A 19,697-nucleotide genomic window follows, 5' to 3' on the forward strand; every position below is an offset into this window, starting at 1 on the left:
TTAGGGCAGCCTGCACTAAATTATCTGTCGTCAGTCGGAGGTCATGATGAGCAATCTCGCCGTCGCGGACTCGCAGAGCATCCGGGAGGCGGTGGCAGAGCTCCTCGGTGTCGACACTGACGCCGTCGATCCGCACGCCGACCTGATCGGACAAGGTCTGGACTCCATCCGCATGATGTCGCTGGCCGGCCGCTGGCGCCGGGCGGGTATCGACGTCGACTTCGCCGCGCTGGCCGCCGCACCGACGGTGGCGGCCTGGGCCGAGCTCGTTGCCGCCCGGACGCCCAACGACGCCGCCCCGCAGCCTGTTTCGCCGCCGTCCTCACATGACGCCGGTGAGCCGTTCCCGCTGGCGCCGATGCAGCACGCCATGTGGGTGGGCCGCGAAGACGACCAGCAACTCGGCGGCGTGGCCGGGCATCTCTACGTCGAGTTCGACGGCGAGGGCGTCGATCCCGACCGGCTGCAAGGCGCCGCCACCGCGCTGGCCGAACGGCATCCGATGCTACGGGTGCAGTTCCTGCCCGACGGAACGCAGCGCATCGCCGAACCCGCCCCGCGGTATCCGGTCACTGTCGAAGATCTGCGCGGGGCAGGTCCCGACGAGGTCGCCGAGCGTCTCGCGACCATCCGCCGCGCCAAGTCTCATCAGCAGTTGCACGGCGAGGTGTTCGAACTGACGCTGACGCTGCTCCCGGGCGGCGCCACCCGATTGCACGTCGACCTCGACATGCAGGCCGCCGACGCCATGAGCTACCGCACCCTGATGGCTGACCTGGCCGCCGTCTACGTCGGCGAACAGTTGCCGGCTCTGGGGTACACCTACCGCGAATACCGCTTGGCCGCACCGGAACTCGACAGGGAAGCCGACCGCCAGTGGTGGGCCGAGCGCATCGCCGACCTGCCCGACCCGCCACGGCTGCCGCTGGTGCCGCCGGCCGAGCAGGCCGACCCGCACCACACCACCCGGCGTCATCATTGGCTGGACCCCGACACCCGCGACGCGCTCTACGCGGCTGCCCGGCGCCGGGGCGTCACCCCGGCAATGGCACTGGCGGCATCGTTCGCCGAAGTCCTGGCCGGCTGGTCCGCCGACTCGCGGTTCTTGCTCAACGTGCCGCTCTTCGGCCGTGAGCAGCGGCATCCCGACGTCGACAAGCTCGTCGGCGATTTCACCTCATCGCTTCTGCTCGCCATCGACCTCGACGGCACCATGAGCGCCACCGACCGTGCCAGAGCGGTTCAGGACACCTTCCGCGCCGCCGCCGGGCACGCGGGCTATCCCGGGTTGTCGGTGCTGCGCGATCTCGGCCGCCACCGCGGTACCCAGGTGCTGGCCCCGGTCGTCTACACCAGCGCCCTCGGGCTTGGCGAGCTGTTCGCCGCGCAGGTGACCGCCATCTTCGGCACCCCGGTCTGGATCAATTCCCAAGGGCCGCAAGTGCTCTTGGATGCCCAGGTCACCGAATTCGCCGGTGGGGTCCTGGTGAACTGGGATGTGCGGGAAGACGCGTTCCGTCCCGGTGTCGTCGACGCCATGTTCGAACGCCACATCGCCGAATTGCGGCGGCTGGCCACCGACGATACTGCCTGGGAAGCCCCGGCCCAGCCGCTGCTGACCGACACCCAACGCGCGGTGCGTGATGCCGCCAACGCGAAAACCGCTGCGCCCAGCGGCCAGGCGCTGCATCACGGGTTCTTCGCCCAGGCGGCCGTACGCCCCGACGCGACAGCGGTGATCGGCTCGACCGGCCTGCTCACCTACGCGCAGTTGCGCGAGCAAGTGCTCACAGTGGCCGCCGCATTGAAGGTCGCGGGTATCCGCACTGGGGAAAGCGTTGCGGTGATGGGCCCCAAGGGCCCCGACCAGATCATCGCTCTGCTGGCGATCCTCGCGGCAGGCGCGGTCTACGTGCCGGTGGGTATCGATCAGCCTGCTGAGCGGGCCGAGCGGATGCTCAAAGGCGGTGATGTCCGCATGGCGCTGTTCTGTGGCGACGGACCGCCGACCTGGCTGCCGGCCCTGACCATCGCAGAAGCACTGCGCGTCGGTGCGCGCGCAGACAAGATCGAGCCCGCCGCAACCGATCCCAGCGAGCTGGCGTACATCCTGTTCACGTCGGGCTCGACCGGCGAACCCAAAGGTGTCGAGGTCACCCACGACGCCGCGATGAACACGATCGAGGCGCTCAACGGGCACTTCGGGGTCGGGCCGGACGACAGTGTCCTGGCGCTGACCCACCTGGAGTCCGACCTCTCCGTGCTCGACGTGTTCGGCACGCTGGCCGCGGGCGCCACCGTCGTGGTGGTCGATGAGGCAGACCGGCGCAATCCGCACCACTGGGTCGAGCAGATCAACACTCACGGCATCACGGTCCTCAACTTCCTGCCCGGAGCGCTGGAGATGCTGGTCGAGACGGCCGCGTCGACTGGCACCCCGATGCCATCGGTGCGCGCGGTACCGACGGGCGGAGACTGGGTCCGCACCACCATGGTCCGCAAGCTGCAGGCCCTGGCGCCGGGCGTGCGGTTGGCGGGCCTGGGTGGCGCCACCGAAACAGCGATCCACGCAACGCTTTTCGAGGTCGATGAGTTGCCGGACAGCTGGGCGGCAGTACCCTACGGAAAGCCGTTCGCCAACAACGCCTGCCGCGTCGTCAACGCCGCCGGTGCCGACTGCCCCGACTGGGTGCCCGGCGAGCTGTGGTTTGCCGGCCGGGGGATCGCCCGCGGCTACCGCGACAGGCCGGACCTGACCGCCGAGCGGTTCGTGACGTATTGCGGGCGTACCTGGTACCGCAGCGGCGACCTGGCACGCTACTGGCCCGACGGCACACTGGAATTCGTCGGCCGCGCCGATCACCGGGTCAAGATCAGTGGCTATCGCATCGAACTGGGCGACATCGAAGCGGCACTGCAGCGGTTGCCCGGCGTGCACGCCGCGGTGGCCGCTGTGGTGCGGGGCAGCGGTGGTGACATGCTCGCGGCCGTCGTGGCCCGTGACGGCACGGTGACCAGCGCAGAGCTGCGCACCGGGCTCGCGGAACTCGTTCCACCACACATGGTTCCGCGGCACTTCGAGTTCGTCGAGCAGATCCCGTTCACCACCGGCGGCAAGACCGACCGGCGCGCGGTGGCCAGGCTGCTCGACGCCGCGATCACCAGCGAAGGGCGCTCGCAGGTTCGCCCACCGTCGACAGTGGTCGAGAAGGCGCTGGCCCGCATCGTGGCCGAACTCCTGGGCGCCGGCGAGATCGGCGTCGACGAGGATTTCTTCGAATTGGGAGGTGATTCGGTGCTGGCCACCGCGGCCGTCGCTCGCATCCGGGACTGGCTGGACACTCCGACGGTGATGGTGCCCGACATCTTCGCCACCAGAACGGTTGAGGCACTGGCCGTTCGGCTGGCGACGCGGGTGGCTGACACCCGCCGTCTCGAACAGGTGGCGGAGCTGTATCTCGAAGTGGCGGCGATGGACGACGCCGACGTGCTGTCCGCACTCGACACCGCGTCCGCGTCGTGACCGGCAACCCGACCGGAGCGCAGCTGAGCATCAAGCCCTGGATCAAGCGCTATCCCGGTCCGACGGGCACCACCGTGGTGTTCCCGCACGCGGGCGGCGCGGCCCTGGCCTATCGGAGCTTCGGCATGGCCCTGGCCGCGGCTGGATCCGATACCTACGTCATGCAGTATCCCCAGCGGGGGGACCGGTTGACCCATCCCGCCCCGCAGACCGTCACCGACCTGGCGCGCGACCTGTTCGACGCCGCCGACTGGGCCGGCATGGGCCCGCTGCGCCTCTTCGGGCACTGCATGGGTGCCGTGGTCGCCTTCGAGTTCGCTCGGATCGCCGAGCGCGCGGGTGTCGAGGTCGCGGTGCTGTGGGCGTCCGCGAGCGAAGCTCCGTCGGCAGCGGCCACGTCGCCGCGGCTGCCCACCGCGGAATCCGAAATCCTGGCCGAGATGGTGGATCTCGGGGGGACCGACGCCCAGCTGCTGGCCGACGAAGACTTCGTCGAACTCTTACTGATGGCCGTGCGCGCGGACTATGCGGCCTACAACCGGTACCGCTGCGAGGCCGATGTGACCATCGCCGCCGACATCTACGCCCTTGGCGGCGCGGCCGACCATCGCGTCAGCGAAAACATGTTGCGGGCCTGGGCAACCCACACCCGGGGCGCCTTCACCGTGTCGATGTTCGACGGCGGCCACTTCTACCTCGACAACCACATCGACGCCGTCGCGGAGCTGGTCCATGAGCTCTGACGAACACATCGGCACCGCCGACCCGGTCGTCATCGTGGGAATGGCGCTGGAAGCGCCTGGCGGCATCGACACCGCCGAGGCCTACTGGACGCTGCTGGCCGACCAACGCGAAGCCCTTGGCCCATTCCCGGCCGACCGCGGCTGGGCGATCCGCGACCTGATCGACGGATCGCGCCGCGACGGCTTCAAGCCCATCCACAATCTCGGCGGATTCCTCACCAGCGCAGCGTCATTCGACCCCGAGTTCTTCGGCATATCACCGCGCGAGGCCGTGGCCATGGATCCGCAGCAGCGCGTCGCGCTACGGCTGAGCTGGCGGGCACTGGAGAACAGCGGAATCAACCCCGACGATCTGGCGGGGCACGACGTGGGCTGCTACATCGGGGCATCCGGCCTCGAATACGGGCCCGCGCTCTCCGAGTTCTCGCAGCACAGCGGCCATCTCATCACCGGCACCTCGCTGGGCGTGATCTCCGGCCGCATCGCCTACACCCTGGGCCTCGCCGGACCTGCCCTCACCGTCGACACGTCGTGCTCGTCGGCGCTGACCGCCCTGCACACCGGCGTCGGCGCGGTGCGTGCCGGTGACTGCGACATGGCGTTGGCGGGAGCCGTCTGCGTGATGGGCACTCCCGGATACTTCGTCGAGTTCTCGAAACAGCACGCCCTGTCCGACGACGGGCACTGCCGGCCCTACAGTGCCCACGCCAGCGGGACGATATGGGCCGAGGGCGCAGCGATGTTCGTGCTGCAACGCCGCTCGGCAGCCGTGCGTGACCGGCGCCGGATCCTGGCCGAGATCCGTGCCACCGCGGTCAACCAGGACGGCCGCACCACGGGGCTCACCGCGCCGAGCGGCTCCGCGCAACAACGCCTGTTCGACAAGGCGATTCGGCAGGCAAGCATCCGGCCCGAGGACGTCGGCATGGTCGAGGGCCACGGCACCGGCACACGATTGGGCGACCGCACCGAACTGCGTTCGCTCGCCCAGACCTACGGGGCCACCGCATCCGGTGCGGGCGCCCTGCTCGGCTCGGTGAAATCCAACATCGGCCATGCCCAAGCGGCCGCGGGGGCTCTCGGTCTGGCCAAGGTGCTGCTTGCCGCGCATCGCGCCACCATCCCGGCCACGCTGCACGTCGACGAGGCGAGCCGCGAAATCGATTGGGAGCAACAAGGGTTGCGTCTCGCCGCCAAGCAATCACACTGGCCGGCGGTCAACGGGCAACGGATCGCCGCGGTGTCCGCATTCGGCATGAGCGGCACCAACGCCCATGCCATCGTCGCCGTGCCGGACGAGGTGGCCTGATGAGTGGGCTGCCCGACGGCCGCGTCCCCGTTCTCCTCAGCGCGCACGCCGCAAACCTCGTCGAGCAAGATGCCGGCGCCATCCTGCGCTACCTGGACTCGCGACCCGCCGCGACGCCATCGCACGTCGCACACACCCTGCTGAGCACCCGCCGGGTGCGTCGGCACCGTGCCCTGGTGCGGGCCGCCGATCGCGGCGAACTGCTCGACGGGTTACGCGCCCTGGCGCTGGGTCACGACCATTCGCTGGTCGACCGGTCGACGGGAAGTGCTCTGCACCAGGGAAACCCACAACATCGGGTGGCGTTTGTGTTCCCCGGCCAGGGCAGCCAGTGGCCGTCGATGGGCGTCGAGGCCTATGCCGAGCTGCCGGCCTACCGGGCCGAGGCCGACACGTGTGCCGCGGCATTCAGGACGGCAGGCGCGGCGTCGCCGCTGGACTACCTGCTGGCTCCCGCCGCGGCCGACACCAACGACTTCTCACAGGTGCAGATCCAAGGCGCCCAGTTCGTGCACGGTGTGGCGCTGGCCCGGGTCTGGCAGTCATGCGGCGTGCTGCCGGACATCACGGTCGGACACTCACTCGGCGAGATCGGCGCGGCGTACCTCGCCGGCGCGGTCGCGCTGCCCGAAGCGGTCGCGATCGTGATCGCCCGGGCCACGGTGCTCGACGGGCTCACCGGCCCGTACCGGGTCGCGGTGCTCGGTATCCCCGCCGACGCGGCGCAGCAGGTGATCGCCGAGACCCCGGGGTGGCTGGAACTGTCGGTGGTGAATTCCCGCTCCTCGGTGGCGGTTTCGGGGGACGCCGGGGCCGTTGCGGCGGCGGTGCAGACCGTGACCCGCAACGGGTCGTTCGCCAAAGAGATCGAGATGTGGTTCCCGGCGCACACCACCGCACTCGACGCGGTGCGTCCCGAACTCGAAGAGCTGCTGCCCGTCGGTGAATTCGCCGAATCCGCCGTGCAGTTCATCGGCTCGGCGACCGCCGACGTGGTGCCGGAAGGCACCGACTTCGCCGACTACTGGTACACGAACCTGCGCAGCTCCGTGCGATTCGACCGCGCCATCGGCGCAGCGATCCGCCGCGGCGCCCGTATATTCGTCGAACTCTCCGCGCACCCCGCGCTGCTGTTCGCCATGGGAGACCTGCTCGACAACGCCGATCTGGCCGGCGGACAGGCGGTGGTGGTGGGGTCGGGGCGGCGCGACCAACCACTCGCCGAGCAGCTGTCGGCCAACATCGCAACTGCGGCCCTGGCCGATCCGGGCTTCCGCTGGGCCGACCTGGCCGATGTGGCGAAACCGTTGCACGACTTTCCCTTCGCCCCGATGCGTGCGGAGCACCTGTGGGCCCGCCCGCAACCGCTGCCCCCGCTGCCAGGCCTGACGGTGGCCACAGAGCAGTGGCAGGAACTGGGCGCGGTGCGGGCCGTGGACGGCGTCCGCCCGGTAGCGGTGCTGGATCTCGGCGACGGCGGGCCGGTGAGCACGCTGCTGCGCGCGGCTGTCGACGGCAGCGGCGCGGCCCGCTCGGTGGCGGCCGCCGACGCCGACCTGCTCATCGTGACAGCACCAAAAATCCCCACCCAATCCGCGCAGGCCGCAAGCGAACTGGGCCGTCTCGTCGACGACGGGCTGCTCGGGTACCCCGACGCGATCACCGCCAACACGCGCGACGTCTGGCTGGTCACGGTCGGCGGCGAGCTGCCCGGATCTGCCGCGCTCGCCGCGATGCACCGCAGCATCGGCTACGAGCATCCCGACCAGAACTTCCACCACCTGGATCTACCCGCCGATCTTCACCCCGCGGCGGCGGCATCGGCCGTCACCGCGATGCTCGGTGACGGCGGCCATCTCGCGTTGCGCGATCACGGGCGGGCTCCGGTGTTGCTGCGGCGCGCGATGCGCGATGAGTTCGCGCAGGCGCCCGCGTGGTCGGCCGACGCGGGGGTGTTCGACGAGGTCGTGATCACCGGTACCGGCGCGGTCGGCTTGCACTACGCACGCTATCTCGCCGCACACGGTGCCCGACGCATCGTCCTGCTGAGCCGCCGGGGCCTGGACACGGGTCGGCTCGCGGCACTTGCCGCACCGCACAACGTCGAGATCGTCGCACCACGCTGCGACATCACCGACCCCGCACAGATATCGGCGGTGGCGGCCGAATCATCCCGCGGCGGTGCGTCACTGGTGATCCACACCGCGGCGAGCGCGACCATTGCGCCGCGTCGCGAGATCACCGGTACGGCAGCGCTGGACACGTTCGCGGCCAAGGTCGGCGGTGCGGGCAATCTCATCAAGAAGTGGCCATTGCGCCCCGACGCGCGAATCCTGTTGTGCTCCTCGGTGTCCGGACTGTGGGGCGGGCACGGCCACGCTGCGTACGCGGCCGCCAACCGGCTGTTGGACGGGCTGGCCGCCGAACTGCGCGCGGCAGGCAGACACTGCACGTCGGTGCGGTGGGGCCTGTGGCCCGGCAGCGGCATCATCTCCCCGGACGAGATCGAACGGGTGGAACGGTCTGGGCTGCAACCCATGGACCCGACCCGCGCGATCGAGGCCAGTCTGCGCGATCACGCCGGCGACCCGCTGATCTTCACGGCCGACGCCGACCGGCTGCGGACCTTCCTCGGGACAGAGGACCGCGACGACACCCGGACTCACGAGTCGCCGACCCCATCGGGCACCGCCGCAGCGGTGCGGGTCGCGCTCGGGGCGGTGCTCAAACTCGGCGACACCACTCGACTGGACCTCGACGCGTCACTGCTCGACCTCGGCGTCGACTCGCTGCTGGCGCTCGACCTCCGCAAAAAGCTCAAGAAGGCCACCGGATGTGCCGTACCGCTGGCCACCATCCTCGGGGGCGCGAGCGCCTCCGAGCTGATCGAGCACCTCGACAGATCTGAAAAGGAAACCCTTGCGCGTGACTGACATCGCAGACGCACCAAGTACGTCCGACGCACGGCTGGAGTTGATGCGACGCAAGCTCGCCGAACGCGGTCTGGCGTCCGCGGCGGGCAATGGCGATGCCGAACGTGCCGCCGTGGATCCCGGGGCCCTGACCGACGGGCAGCGCCGAATGTGGTTCGTGCAGGGCTTCGACCCGAGTGGGGTGCTGCTCAACGTCTGCTTGTCCTACCGGCTGAGCGGTGAGATCGATACCGAGGCGCTGCACGACGCGGTCAACGCCGTCGCTCGGCGGCATCCGATCCTGCGGACGACGTTCGCCGCCGACGCGAACGGCGAACCCCGTGCGACGGTGCACGACGACGTGGTCCCCGGCTGGACGACGCATGATCTGTCCGACAAGTCCGAGCGCGCACGGCAATTGCGGCTCGAGGTGCTCGCGCAACGGGAATTCGGCACACCGTTCGATCTGGGCGCCGAATCGCCACTGAGGATCACGCTGATCAAGAACGGCCCCGCCGACCACGTCATGCTGCTCGTCGCCCACCACATCGCCTGGGACGACGGATCGTGGCGGGTGTTCTTCACCGATCTCACCCGCGCCTACGGCGGAGCTCAACTCCCGGAAACACCACGGGCGTACACGAACCCGAGCCCTGGGCGCATGGAGGCCGACGAGGATCTGGCCTACTGGCGCGACGTCCTCGCCGACCCGCCGGAGCCGTTGGAACTGCCCGGCCCCACCGGTTCGGCCATGCCGATCAGCTTCCGGTCGCAGCGGAGCACGCTGGTACTGGCACCCGAGACGGTCGAGAAGGTGTCCACGTTGGCCCGCGACACCGGTGCCACGCCGTACATGGTGCTGCTGGCGGCCTTCGGGGCCCTGATCAACCGCTACACCCACACTCACGACTTCCTGGTCGCCACACCGGTACTCAACCGCGAGTCCGACGAGACCATCGGCTACTACGGCAACACCGTGGCCATGCGGATGCGGATCAATCGGGCTGCCGGATTCCGGGAACTGGTCACCGCAACCCGCGACGTCGCCCTGGGAGCGTTCGCCCACCAGCGCGTCAATCTCGACCGTGTCGTGCGCGAGCTCAACCCGGACCGGCGCCACGGCGCCGAACGGATGACCCGGCTCAGCTTCGGTTTCCGCGAACCCGACGGAGGCGGCTTCAGTCCCGACGGCGTGGCGTGCCGGCGCGGTGAGCTACGCGGGCAGCACACCCAGCTGCCTCTGGGTTTCATGGTCGAATGGGACGCCACCGGCGGTGTCGTCGTCGAGGCCGAGTACCTCACCGAAGTCATCGACGGACCGCTTGCCGCCCAGATGCTGCGCCACTACGCCGTCCTGCTCGAGCACGCACTGACCGAACCGCAGCGGCCGCTGTCGCGGCTGCAGCTGTTCACCCCCGAAGACACGGAGTGGATCCGCGCCGTCAGCACCGGTGAGGAGTTCCACACGCCCGCAACCACGTTGGCCGACCTGGTGACCGAGCAAGCCGCGCGCACCCCCGACGCGACCGCCGTGGTGTATGAGGGCAGGCACTACAGCTACCGGGAGCTCAACGAGTCGGCGAACCGGCTGGCGCACTGGCTCATCGGGCAGGGCATCGGTACCGAGGACCGCGTGGCTGTCCTGCTGGACAAATCACCCGAACTCGTCATCACCGCCCTGGGCATCGTCAAGGCCGGAGCGGTGTACCTGCCGGTGGATCCGACTTATCCCCAGGACCGGATCGACTACATCCTCGCCGACTCCGACCCGAAAATCGTCTTGCGCCAACCGGTCACCGGCCTGGACGATCAGCCGTGCACCGACCCGACCGACGCCGAGCGCGTGCGTGCGCTGCATCCCGATAACACCGCGTACCTGATCTACACCTCCGGGTCCACCGGACTGCCCAAAGGTGTTCCGGTGCAGCACCGTCCGATCGCCGAGTACTTCGTATGGTTCGGCGGCGACTACGGGGTGTCACAAGACGATCGCCTACTGCAGGTTGCCTCGCAGAGCTTCGACGTGTCGATCGGGGAGATCTTCGGCATGCTGGCCGCCGGGGCTCGGCTCGTCATCCCGAAACCGGGCGGACTGACCGATATCGGCTACCTCACCACGCTGCTGCGCGAGGAGGGCATCACCTCGATGCACTTCGTCCCGTCATTGCTCGGCCTGTTCCTGTCGCTGCCGGGTGTCAACGAATGGCGCACCCTGCAGCGCGTGCCGATCGGTGGGGAAGCCCTGCCCGGCGAGATCGCCGACAAGTTCCACGCCACGTTCGACGCGCTGCTGCACAACTTCTACGGCCCGACCGAGACCGTGCTCAACTGCACGCGGTACAAGGTGCAGGGCAAGCAGGGCGCCCGCATCGTCCCGATCGGCACGCCGAAGATCAACACCACCATCCACCTGCTCGACGACGCACTGCAGCCTGTCGCGCCCGGGGTGATCGGTGAGATCTACATCGGTGGAACGCATATCGCCCACGGCTACCACCACCGGCCGGCGCTGACCGCGGAACGCTTCGTCGCCGACCCGTTCAACCCCGGTGGCCGCATGTACCGCTCGGGGGACTTGGCGCGGCGCAATGCTGACGGCGATATCGAATTCGTCGGCCGCGCAGACGAACAGGTCAAGATCCGCGGATTCCGCATCGAACTCGGCGAAGTGTCGGCGGCAATCTCCGTCGACCCGTCGGTCGGGCAAGCCGTCGTGGTGGTCAGCGATCTGCCCGGCCTGGGAAAGAGCCTCGTCGCCTACGTCACGGCGGCCGCCGGAGCCGATCGGGTCGAGATCGACCGCATCCGTGCGAGGGTGAGCGCCGCGCTGCCCGAGTACATGGTTCCTGCGGCCTATGTCGAGCTGGCCGAAATCCCGATCACCGCACACGGCAAGATCGACCGCAGGGCGCTTCCCGACCCAGAAATCGCATCCACCAGAGAGTTTCGGGAACCGACGACGGATACCGAACGCGAGGTCGCGGCACTGTTCGCCGAACTGCTCGACCGCGCGAAGGTGGGGGCCGACGACTCGTTCTTCGATCTCGGTGGCCACTCGCTGCTGGCCACCAAGCTGGTCGCCGCGGTGCGGGCCCGCTGCGGTGTCGAGGTCGGAGTCCAGGACGTGTTCGAGCATGCCACCGTGGCGGGATTGGCCACGCACATCGAGGCGCTGCGCACCTCCGGTGCCAGCATGGGGCGGCCTGCCATCGTCGCCGTGCCGCATGACGGGCCCCTGCAGATGTCGGCCGCGCAGCTGCGGCAGTGGTTCCAGTTCCGCATCGACGGTCCCAACCCGGTGAACAATGTGCCGTTTGCGGCGCGGCTGAGTGGTCCGTGCGACGTCGACGCGTTGATCGCAGCGGTCAACGATGTCGTCGAACGCCACGAGATCCTGAGGACGACCTACCGCGAAATCGACGGTGTGCCATACCAGATCGTGCATCCGCCGGCCCCGGTGACCGTGCGCCGGGCCAGCGGTGACGGGGCGGACTGGCTTCAGCGTGAACTCGACGCCGAGCGCAAGTACTGCTTCGACCTCGAGGTCGACCTGCCCGTCCGCGCCGCCGTGCTGTCGACCGGTGAGGAACACATCCTGTCGCTCGTCGTGCATCACATCGCCGCCGACCACTGGTCGGGTGCCGTGTTGTTCACCGACCTGCTGACGGCCTACCGTGCGCGACGCGCGGGGCAACCGGTGCAGCTGGCGCCGCTGCCGGTGCAGTACGCGGACTTTGCGGCCTGGCAGGGTTCTGCGCACGCGAGGAGCAATCAGGCTTCTGCGCACGCGAGGAGCAATCAGGCTTCTGCGCACGCGAGGAGCAATCAGGCTTCTGCAGACGATGCCATGGTCGACGCGCAACGGGACTACTGGACAACACAACTGGCCGGGCTGCCGGAGGAGAACGGTTTGCAGCCGGACTTCCCGCGTCCGCCCGTACCGAGCGGCGACGGCCGCGCGTTCGACTTCACCATCGACGCGGCGACCCGCACGAAGCTCGTCGAACTGACCCGTGAACTCGGCGTCACCGAATTCATGTTGTTGCAAGCCGTTGTCGCCATCGCATTGCACAAGGCGGGTCAAGGTACCGACATCCCGCTGGGAACGCCCGTCGCCGGGCGCACCGCGCCCGAGCTCGACGCTCTGATCGGGTTCTTCATCAACATCGTCGTGCTCCGAAACGACCTGTCGGGCAACCCAACCCTGCGGGATGTGCTCCGACGGTCCCGCGATATGGCGCTCGCCGCATACCGAAACCAGGACCTGCCGTTCGATCGTGTCGTCGACGCCGTGAGCCCGGTGCGGTCGCTGTCGCGCAACCCGCTGTTCGGCGTCGTCGTCCATGTGCGCGACGACCTGCCCGCCGAGCAGGTCATCGACTCCGGACCCGAAGGCGAAACCCGTTTCACCGCACTGGAACCGACCTTTGACGTGGCACATGCCGATCTGTCGCTGAACTTCTTCGCACAGCCCGGCGCCGGGTACAAGGGCACCGTCATATACCGCACCGAGCTGTACGAACCCGCGACCGCGCAGCGGCTCGTGAAGTGGCTGCACCGCATCGTCGCGGCGTTCGCCACCGACGCCGACCAGAGGTTGCGCGACATCAGCGTCATCGAACCGGCCGAGCGAGCGCGGCTGGTCGAGGACTGGAGTCGGCGGGCGGTGCCACCGGCCGGGTTGCCGCAGACCGAGAATGCCACGCACGTCTACGTTCTCGACGAGTGGCAGGAGCCCGCGGCCGTCGGTGTCATCGGCGACGTGTACTTCGCGGGCGGTGCTGTCGACGAGGCGGCGCGTGGCGCGACGGCAGTGTCAGCACAACGGTTCGTGCCCAACCCTTTCGGTGCGGGCCAGATGTACCGCACAGGCGACCGGGCCCGGTGGACCACCGACGGCAGGCTCGAACCGGTCACCTCCGGTGACCCACGGCTACAGGCCGCGCTGGAGGCGGTCGACGGCGTCGCGGCGGCCGCCACCAGGAATTGGGAAGGCCGCCACGGCGGCACGCTGTTGGCCGGGTACATCGTTGTCCACGGTGATCCCGACGTGGTGCTGAAGGAGGTACGTGCCGCGTTGCCAGAGGAATTCACGGACGCACCCATCCTCGTCGTCGACAACCTCGCCGAGTTGCCCCGGCCGCGGGCGACCGAGACCGTGCGCAGCGAACCTCCGGCCACGGCGACCGAGATAGCTCTCGCCGCCCAACTGGCCGAACTGCTCGGCGTCGACGAAGTCGGGCGCTACGACGATTTCTTCGCCCTCGGTGGCGACAGCATCCTGGCCGTACAGCTGGCGGCGCGGGCCCGGGACGCCGGCGTGGCGATGACGGCGCGGATGGTGTTCGAACATTCCGAGCTGGCCGAGCTGGCCGCGGCGATCGATACCGGCAGTCACAGCGCGGCGCCCGGAGACGTCCGCCATGCACCCATGGCCGCCTCCGGTTTGTCGGCCGACGAACTGGCGATGCTGACCAAGGGCTGGGGACACGACACGGACGGAACACAATGACCGCAACCGAAACACCGCGGGGCGTCGACGACGTCCTGGCCCTGAGCCCGTTACAACAGGGCTTGTACTCGCTGGCCGGATTGACCCACGGTGACGACGGCGTCGACCCGTACATCATCGCGATGGCGGCCGACATCGACGGGGACGTGGACATCGCGTTGTTGCGTAGCTGCGCCGAGGCCATGCTGGTCCGGCATCCCAACCTGCGCGCCAGCTTCTTTCAGGGCAACCTGAGTCGGCCGGTGGCCGTCGTTCCGTCGGCGGTCACGCTGCCGTGGCGACATGTCAGGGCGACCGAGGCGCAGGCCGCCACCGTCGAGGCCGAAGAGCGAACCAGGCCGTTCGATCTGGGCCGCGGCCCATTGATCCGGTTCCTGCTCATCGAAAAGCCCGAGCTGCGCTGGCGACTCGTCATTGTCGCCCACCACATCACGATCGACGGGTGGTCGCTGCCGGTATTCGTCGGCGAGTTCCTCTCGCTGTACGCGGCCAACGGGGACGAGGCGGCATTGCCCGCATCGCCCCGGCCGTACCGTGACTACATCGGCTGGCTGGCCAATCTGGACCAGGATGCCAGCCGAACCCGTTGGCGCGCACACCTCGCGGGTCTGGACGCGCCGACGATGCTGTCCGCGGCACTGTCGGGCCGGGAGGCCCGGCCCGGACTGCCCGAGCGCACCGAGGTCATCCTCGATGAACAGCAGACCACCGAGATCGTGGACGCCGCCCGCATGCGCGGCGTCACCGTCAACACCCTGTTCCAAATGGCCTGGGCCACGATTCTTTCCGCGTTCACCGACCGCACCGACGTGGTGTTCGGCGTGACGGTGTCGGGCCGTCCCGACGAGCTGTCCGGCGTTGAGACGATGGTCGGGCTGTTCATCAACACCGTGCCGCTGCGCGTACGCCTCGACCCGTCGCAGCCGGTGGGGGAGCAGTGCCTGGCACTGCAACGTGAGGCCGCCGACCTGCGCGACCACAGTTATCTGAGCCACACCGAGCTACGATCGCTCGGCGAGATCGGGGAACTCTACGACACCCTGCTGGTGTACGAGAACTTCCCGCCCGGTGGTCTCGTCGGTAGCGGAGACTTCGCGCTCGCCGGCGCGGTGCTCAAACCTGCTGCACTGGAAAGCCTCTCGCATTTCCCGGTCACCATCGCCGCGCACCCCACCCACGGCAGGCTCACCGTGCTGGTCGAAACGCTGGACGGCGCACTGGGATTGATCGACCCGCGGGCACTCGGGCAACGCGTGCTCGCCGTGGTACAGCGGCTCCTGCGACTGTGGGACCACCCCCTGCGTGAGGTGACCGTCACCCACGTCGAGGAGCAGTCACCCGCCGCCGCGGCGCAGACCACCGAACGATCCGGCGGGTTTCACACCGCTGTGACGACCGCCGCCGCGCAGCGCCCCGGGTCGATCGCCCTGAGCTGGGATGGCGGCGAACTCAGCTACCGCGAGCTCGATGAGGCCGCCGACCGGGTGGCCGCCGGGCTGCACCGTCGCGGCGTGCGCAGCGAAACCCCGGTCCCGATCCGGTTGCGCCGCAGCGCCGAATACGTCGTCGCCATGCTGGCGGTACTCAAGGCCGGCGGGCTCATCGTGCCGCTGGATCCCGCCATGCCCGACGAGCGCGTCGCGGAGATTCTCCGCCAAACCGGTGCGACCCTCGTCGTCGACGAAGCCCTGCTCGGCGCCATCGCCCGCGAACCGGCCGGCGAGCACCGCCCGGCGCGGGTTCACCCCGGGCAAGGCGCCTACATCGTCTTCACGTCGGGCACCACGGGTAAACCCAAGGGCGTCATCGGAACTCACCGGGCGCTGCTGGCCTATGGCGCCGATCACGTCCGCCGTGTGCTGCGGCCTGCCGCAGACCGGCTCGGCCGACCGCTGCGCATCGCGCACGCGTGGTCGTTCACCTTCGATGCGGCCTGGCAACCGCTGGTCGCCCTGCTCGACGGGCACACCGTGCACATCGTCGGCGACGAGATCCAGCGCGATGCAGAGGCTCTCGTCGACACCATCGGCCGATACGCGATCGACATGATCGACACCACGCCGTCGATGTTCAGCCAGCTGCGCGCGGCCGGGTTGCTGTCGCGAGTTCCGCTCGCGGTGCTGGCCCTGGGCGGTGAAGCGATCGATCCCGCTGCGTGGCAGGGGATCCGGGCCGAGTGCGAGCGCACGTCGATGGCGGCGTACAACTGTTACGGGCCGACCGAGACGACGGTTGAGGCGCTCGTCGCCACGATCACCCGGCACGACACCCCATGCATCGGCGACGCCACGGATTCGACCGCCGCCTACCTCCTCGACCGCTGGTTGCGACCGGTTCCCGACGGGGTGGCCGGCGAGTTGTACCTGGCCGGCGGCCAACTCACCCGCGGTTATGTCGGCAGGCCGGGGGAGACCGCGAGCCGCTTCGTCGCCGACCCGTTCACTCCCGGCGCGCGCATGTACCGGACCGGTGATGTGGCGCGTCGCCGTCCCGGCTCGCGTGCCATCGAGTTTCTGGGCCGGGTGGACGATCAGGTCAAGATCCGCGGGTTCCGGGTGGAACCGGGTGAGGTCGCCGCGGTGCTGCGCAGGCAGCCCGGGGTGCGGCACGCTCACGTCGCGGTGCGCCGGCACCGCAGCGGACCCCGGCTGACGGCGTATGTGTGCGGTGACGCACCCGCCGCCGAGCTGCGCCGCTCGCTGTCGGCGACGTTGCCGAGATACCTGGTGCCGCACCACATCATCGCGGTGGACGAGATCCCGCTGACCACCAACGGCAAGGTCGACGACGCGGCGCTGGCTGCGCTCGACGCGACGGGCCGGGCCGATGGATCCGACGCTCCGGCCACGGACACCGAGAAGGTGCTCGCCGAGGTGCTCGCGGACATGCTCGACACCGGACATGTCGACGTCACGGCCGACTTCCTCGAACTGGGCCTGGACAGCATCGTGGCCCTGTCAGTGGTGCAGGCCGTGCGCCGCCGCGGCATCGCGATGCGTGCCCGGCTGATGCTGGACTGCGCGACGGTGCGGGAACTCGCCGCCGCCATCGACAACGACGAGGTCCGCGTCGACGACGGGGACGATGAGTCGGGTCCGATTCCCTTGCTCCCCAACGGTCGCTGGCTCTACCAGTACGGTGATCCGCGTCGGCTCGCGCAGACCGAGGCGTTCCGGCTGCCGGCGGGCACCACGCGTGACCATCTCGAGACCGTGCTGCGCACGGTGGTCGACGGGCACGAGGTCCTGCGCACGCGTCTGGACCACGCCACCATGACGCTCGTCGCCCACGAGACCGGCCCCGTGCTCTCCGAGGCGACCGCGTCCGGTGACCTGGCCGCCGCGGTGGCCGAACACGCCAAGCTGTCAGTGGAACGCATTGACCCACAACAGGGTTCGATGCTCGATGCGGTATGGCTGCGCCATCCCGACGCGGGTGTGCTGATCCTGACCGCCCATGTGCTGGCGCTGGACCCGGCGTCGTGGCGGATCATGGTCGGCGAACTCGAAACCGCGTGGCACGCGTTGGCCGCCGGGCGCACGCCGACCCCGGTGCGCGAACACACCTCGTTGCGGCAGTGGGCGCGGCTGTTGTCCGACCGTGCGCTCAAGCTCGATACCTGCGACTTCTGGGAACGTCAATTCGACGGGGGCGATCCCGATCTCGGCATGCGACGCGTCGATCCGGCCCACGACCGGATGGGTGACGTCGTGGTCGAGATGGCGTACGCCGAAGCCGATGTCACCGCGCGACTGCTGGCCGGACCGGTGCCGGTGACCGAAGTGCTCGCGGCGGCGACGGCCCGCGCGCTGACCGAATGGCGCAGGAGCCGTGGCCAATCCACGCCCGCACCGTTGCTCGCACTGGAAACCTATGGGCGCTCCGACGGCGTGCTCTCGGCGGGCCTCGGTGACGAAGACGGCGACGTCGACACCGGGGACACCGCGGGGCTGCTCAGCATGATCTATCCGCTGCGGCTGACCGCCGACGATGCGCTGGGTGTGGCAGCCGAGGTCGCTGCCATCCCGGGTGATCCGATCGACTACGGCCTGCTGCGACATCTGCGCGCGGATACCGCGGAACGGCTTGGCGCCCACCCGGATCCGCAGATCCTGCTGAACTACCTCGGCCGCATCGAACTCAAGTCGGCCGACAACGCCCTGCAGCAGGACCGGTCCCTGACCGCCGCTGTGTCACCGGTGCCCGAACCGCACGTGGCGGTGCGCCACGAGTTGACCATCATGGCCGCGGTGATCGACGGTGCCGGGGGCGCCATCCTCGGTACCCAGTGGCGCACCCTTCCCGACATCCTGTCCGACGCCGACATCGCTGCCCTGCAAGCGATCTGGCTCGATGCCCTGAAAGAGGTGACCGCGTGAGCACACCCACCCTGGCCGTGATCGGTGCCGGGCCCAAAGCGATCGCCGTGGCAGCCAAGGCCGCCGAACTGCGGACCATGGGTGTGCCCGCACCCGATGTCGTCGTCGTCGAACGCGCCGGTGTCGCGGCCAACTGGCAGGCCGTCGGCGGTTGGACCGACGGGCAGCACCGGCTGGGCACCAGTCCCGAAAAGGACGTCGGCTTCCCGTACCGGTCCTCGTTGGTACCGCGCCGCAACGTCGAACTCGACGAACGGATGATGCGGCACAGCTGGCAGTCGTTCCTGATCGACATCGGGCATTTCGCGGAGTGGGTCGACAGGGGACGGCCGGCCCCGACCCACCGCCGGTGGAGTCAATACCTGAACTGGGTGGCCGACAACGTCGGAATGACCGTGGTGTCCGGTGAGGTGACCGAGATCGGCGTCGACCACGGCCAGACCTGCTGGGTGTTGACGACCGACGACGACACCGTGCGTGCCGACGCGGTCATGGTCACCGGTCCCGGACAGGCCGAAAAGTCCATCCTGCCGGGCAATCCGAGAGTGCTGTCCATCGCGCAGTTCTGGCACCGCGCCGCTGCGCGCGAGCTGATCGCCGCCGAGCGGGTGGCCGTCATCGGTGGCGGGGAAACTGCCGCGACCATGCTCAACGAGCTGTTCCGACACCGGGTTTCGACGATCACCGTGATCTCGCCACAGATCACCCTGTTCACCCGCGGCGAAGGCTTCTTCGAGAACACCTTGTATTCGGACCCCACGCACTGGTCGGGTCTGACCCTGGCCGAACGCCGCGACGCCATGAACCGCACCGACCGCGGCGTGTTCTCGGCGCGGGTTCAGGAGGCGCTGCTGGCCGACGACCGCATCCGCCATCTGCGCGGCCGGGTCGCACACGCCGTCGCCCGCGACGACCGCATCCGGTTGACGCTGCTCAGCGACAAGGGCGCGGAACGTTCGGAGACCGTGCACGGATTCGACCTGGTGATCGACGGGTCCGGCGCGGACGCCCTGTGGTTCGTCCCGCTGCTGGCCCAGGATGCCCTCGACATGCTCGAACTCGGCCTGGGCCGGCCGCTGACGGGGGACAGTCTGCAGGAATCCATCGGCGACGACCTTGCTGTGCGTGGCGTGACGCCCAAGCTTTTTCTGCCCGGCCTCGCCGGTTTGAACCAGGGACCCGGCTTCCCCAACCTCAGCTGCCTCGGGCTGCTGTCCGACCGCGTGCTGGCCGCAGACCTGGGCGCCGGCTGCGCCATCACCGACCGATCAATCAGGAGTACCGATGAGCGCTTGCGCGAAGAGGAGACCAGCACCGAT

At 69.1% G+C, this 19,697-nt stretch carries 6 protein-coding genes and 1 pseudogene; all 7 read left to right on the forward strand.

Annotated features, from left to right (window positions below; all coding sequences use genetic code 11):
• Window positions 1-43: 43 nt before the first annotated feature.
• Window positions 44-3,523 carry a non-ribosomal peptide synthetase gene (locus RMCB_RS01145; RefSeq protein ID WP_276063863.1) on the forward strand — a complete coding sequence of 1,160 codons (3,480 nt, stop codon included), beginning with the start codon at window positions 44-46 and terminating at the stop codon, window positions 3,521-3,523.
• Window positions 3,520-4,266, forward strand: coding sequence for a thioesterase II family protein (locus RMCB_RS01150; RefSeq protein WP_062827288.1), 747 nt, complete (start codon window positions 3,520-3,522; stop codon window positions 4,264-4,266). Before RMCB_RS01145 ends, RMCB_RS01150 begins: the two co-directional genes overlap by 4 nt.
• Window positions 4,267-4,273: 7 nt before the next feature.
• Window positions 4,274-5,575: a beta-ketoacyl [acyl carrier protein] synthase domain-containing protein gene (locus tag RMCB_RS01155; RefSeq protein ID WP_165606239.1), complete on the forward strand. Its 1,302-nt coding sequence runs from the start codon at window positions 4,274-4,276 to the stop codon at window positions 5,573-5,575.
• Window positions 5,575-8,508, forward strand: a complete 2,934-nt coding sequence (gene mbtD / locus RMCB_RS01160) for a mycobactin polyketide synthase MbtD (RefSeq protein ID WP_062827290.1) — start codon at window positions 5,575-5,577, stop codon at window positions 8,506-8,508. The genes RMCB_RS01155 and mbtD overlap by 1 nt, the downstream gene beginning before the upstream one ends.
• Complete coding sequence (locus RMCB_RS01165; protein ID WP_062827291.1) at window positions 8,501-13,999, forward strand: non-ribosomal peptide synthetase; 5,499 nt, start codon at window positions 8,501-8,503, stop codon at window positions 13,997-13,999. The genes mbtD and RMCB_RS01165 overlap by 8 nt, the downstream gene beginning before the upstream one ends.
• Window positions 13,996-18,378: a non-ribosomal peptide synthetase gene (locus RMCB_RS01170; protein ID WP_062827292.1), complete on the forward strand. Its 4,383-nt coding sequence runs from the start codon at window positions 13,996-13,998 to the stop codon at window positions 18,376-18,378. The genes RMCB_RS01165 and RMCB_RS01170 overlap by 4 nt, the downstream gene beginning before the upstream one ends.
• A pseudogene (locus RMCB_RS01175) lies at window positions 18,375-19,646 on the forward strand (SidA/IucD/PvdA family monooxygenase); the annotation flags it as partial. The gene RMCB_RS01170 and the pseudogene RMCB_RS01175, both read left to right, overlap by 4 nt.
• Between the last annotated feature and the right edge of the window lie 51 nt (window positions 19,647-19,697).

The sequence above is a fragment of the Mycolicibacterium brisbanense genome (assembly GCF_001570425.1).
Taxonomy (GTDB): Bacteria; Actinomycetota; Actinomycetes; order Mycobacteriales; family Mycobacteriaceae; genus Mycobacterium; species Mycobacterium brisbanense.

Bases quoted from the DNA above. Each gene is read 5' to 3' on its own strand.
- RMCB_RS01145 (WP_276063863.1), top strand. From the start codon at position 44: ATGATGAGCAATCTCGCCGTCGCGGACTCGCAGAGCATCCGGGAGGCG.
- mbtD (WP_062827290.1), top strand. From the start codon at position 5,575: ATGAGTGGGCTGCCCGACGGCCGCGTCCCCGTTCTCCTCAGCGCGCAC.
- RMCB_RS01170 (WP_062827292.1), top strand. From the start codon at position 13,996: ATGACCGCAACCGAAACACCGCGGGGCGTCGACGACGTCCTGGCCCTG.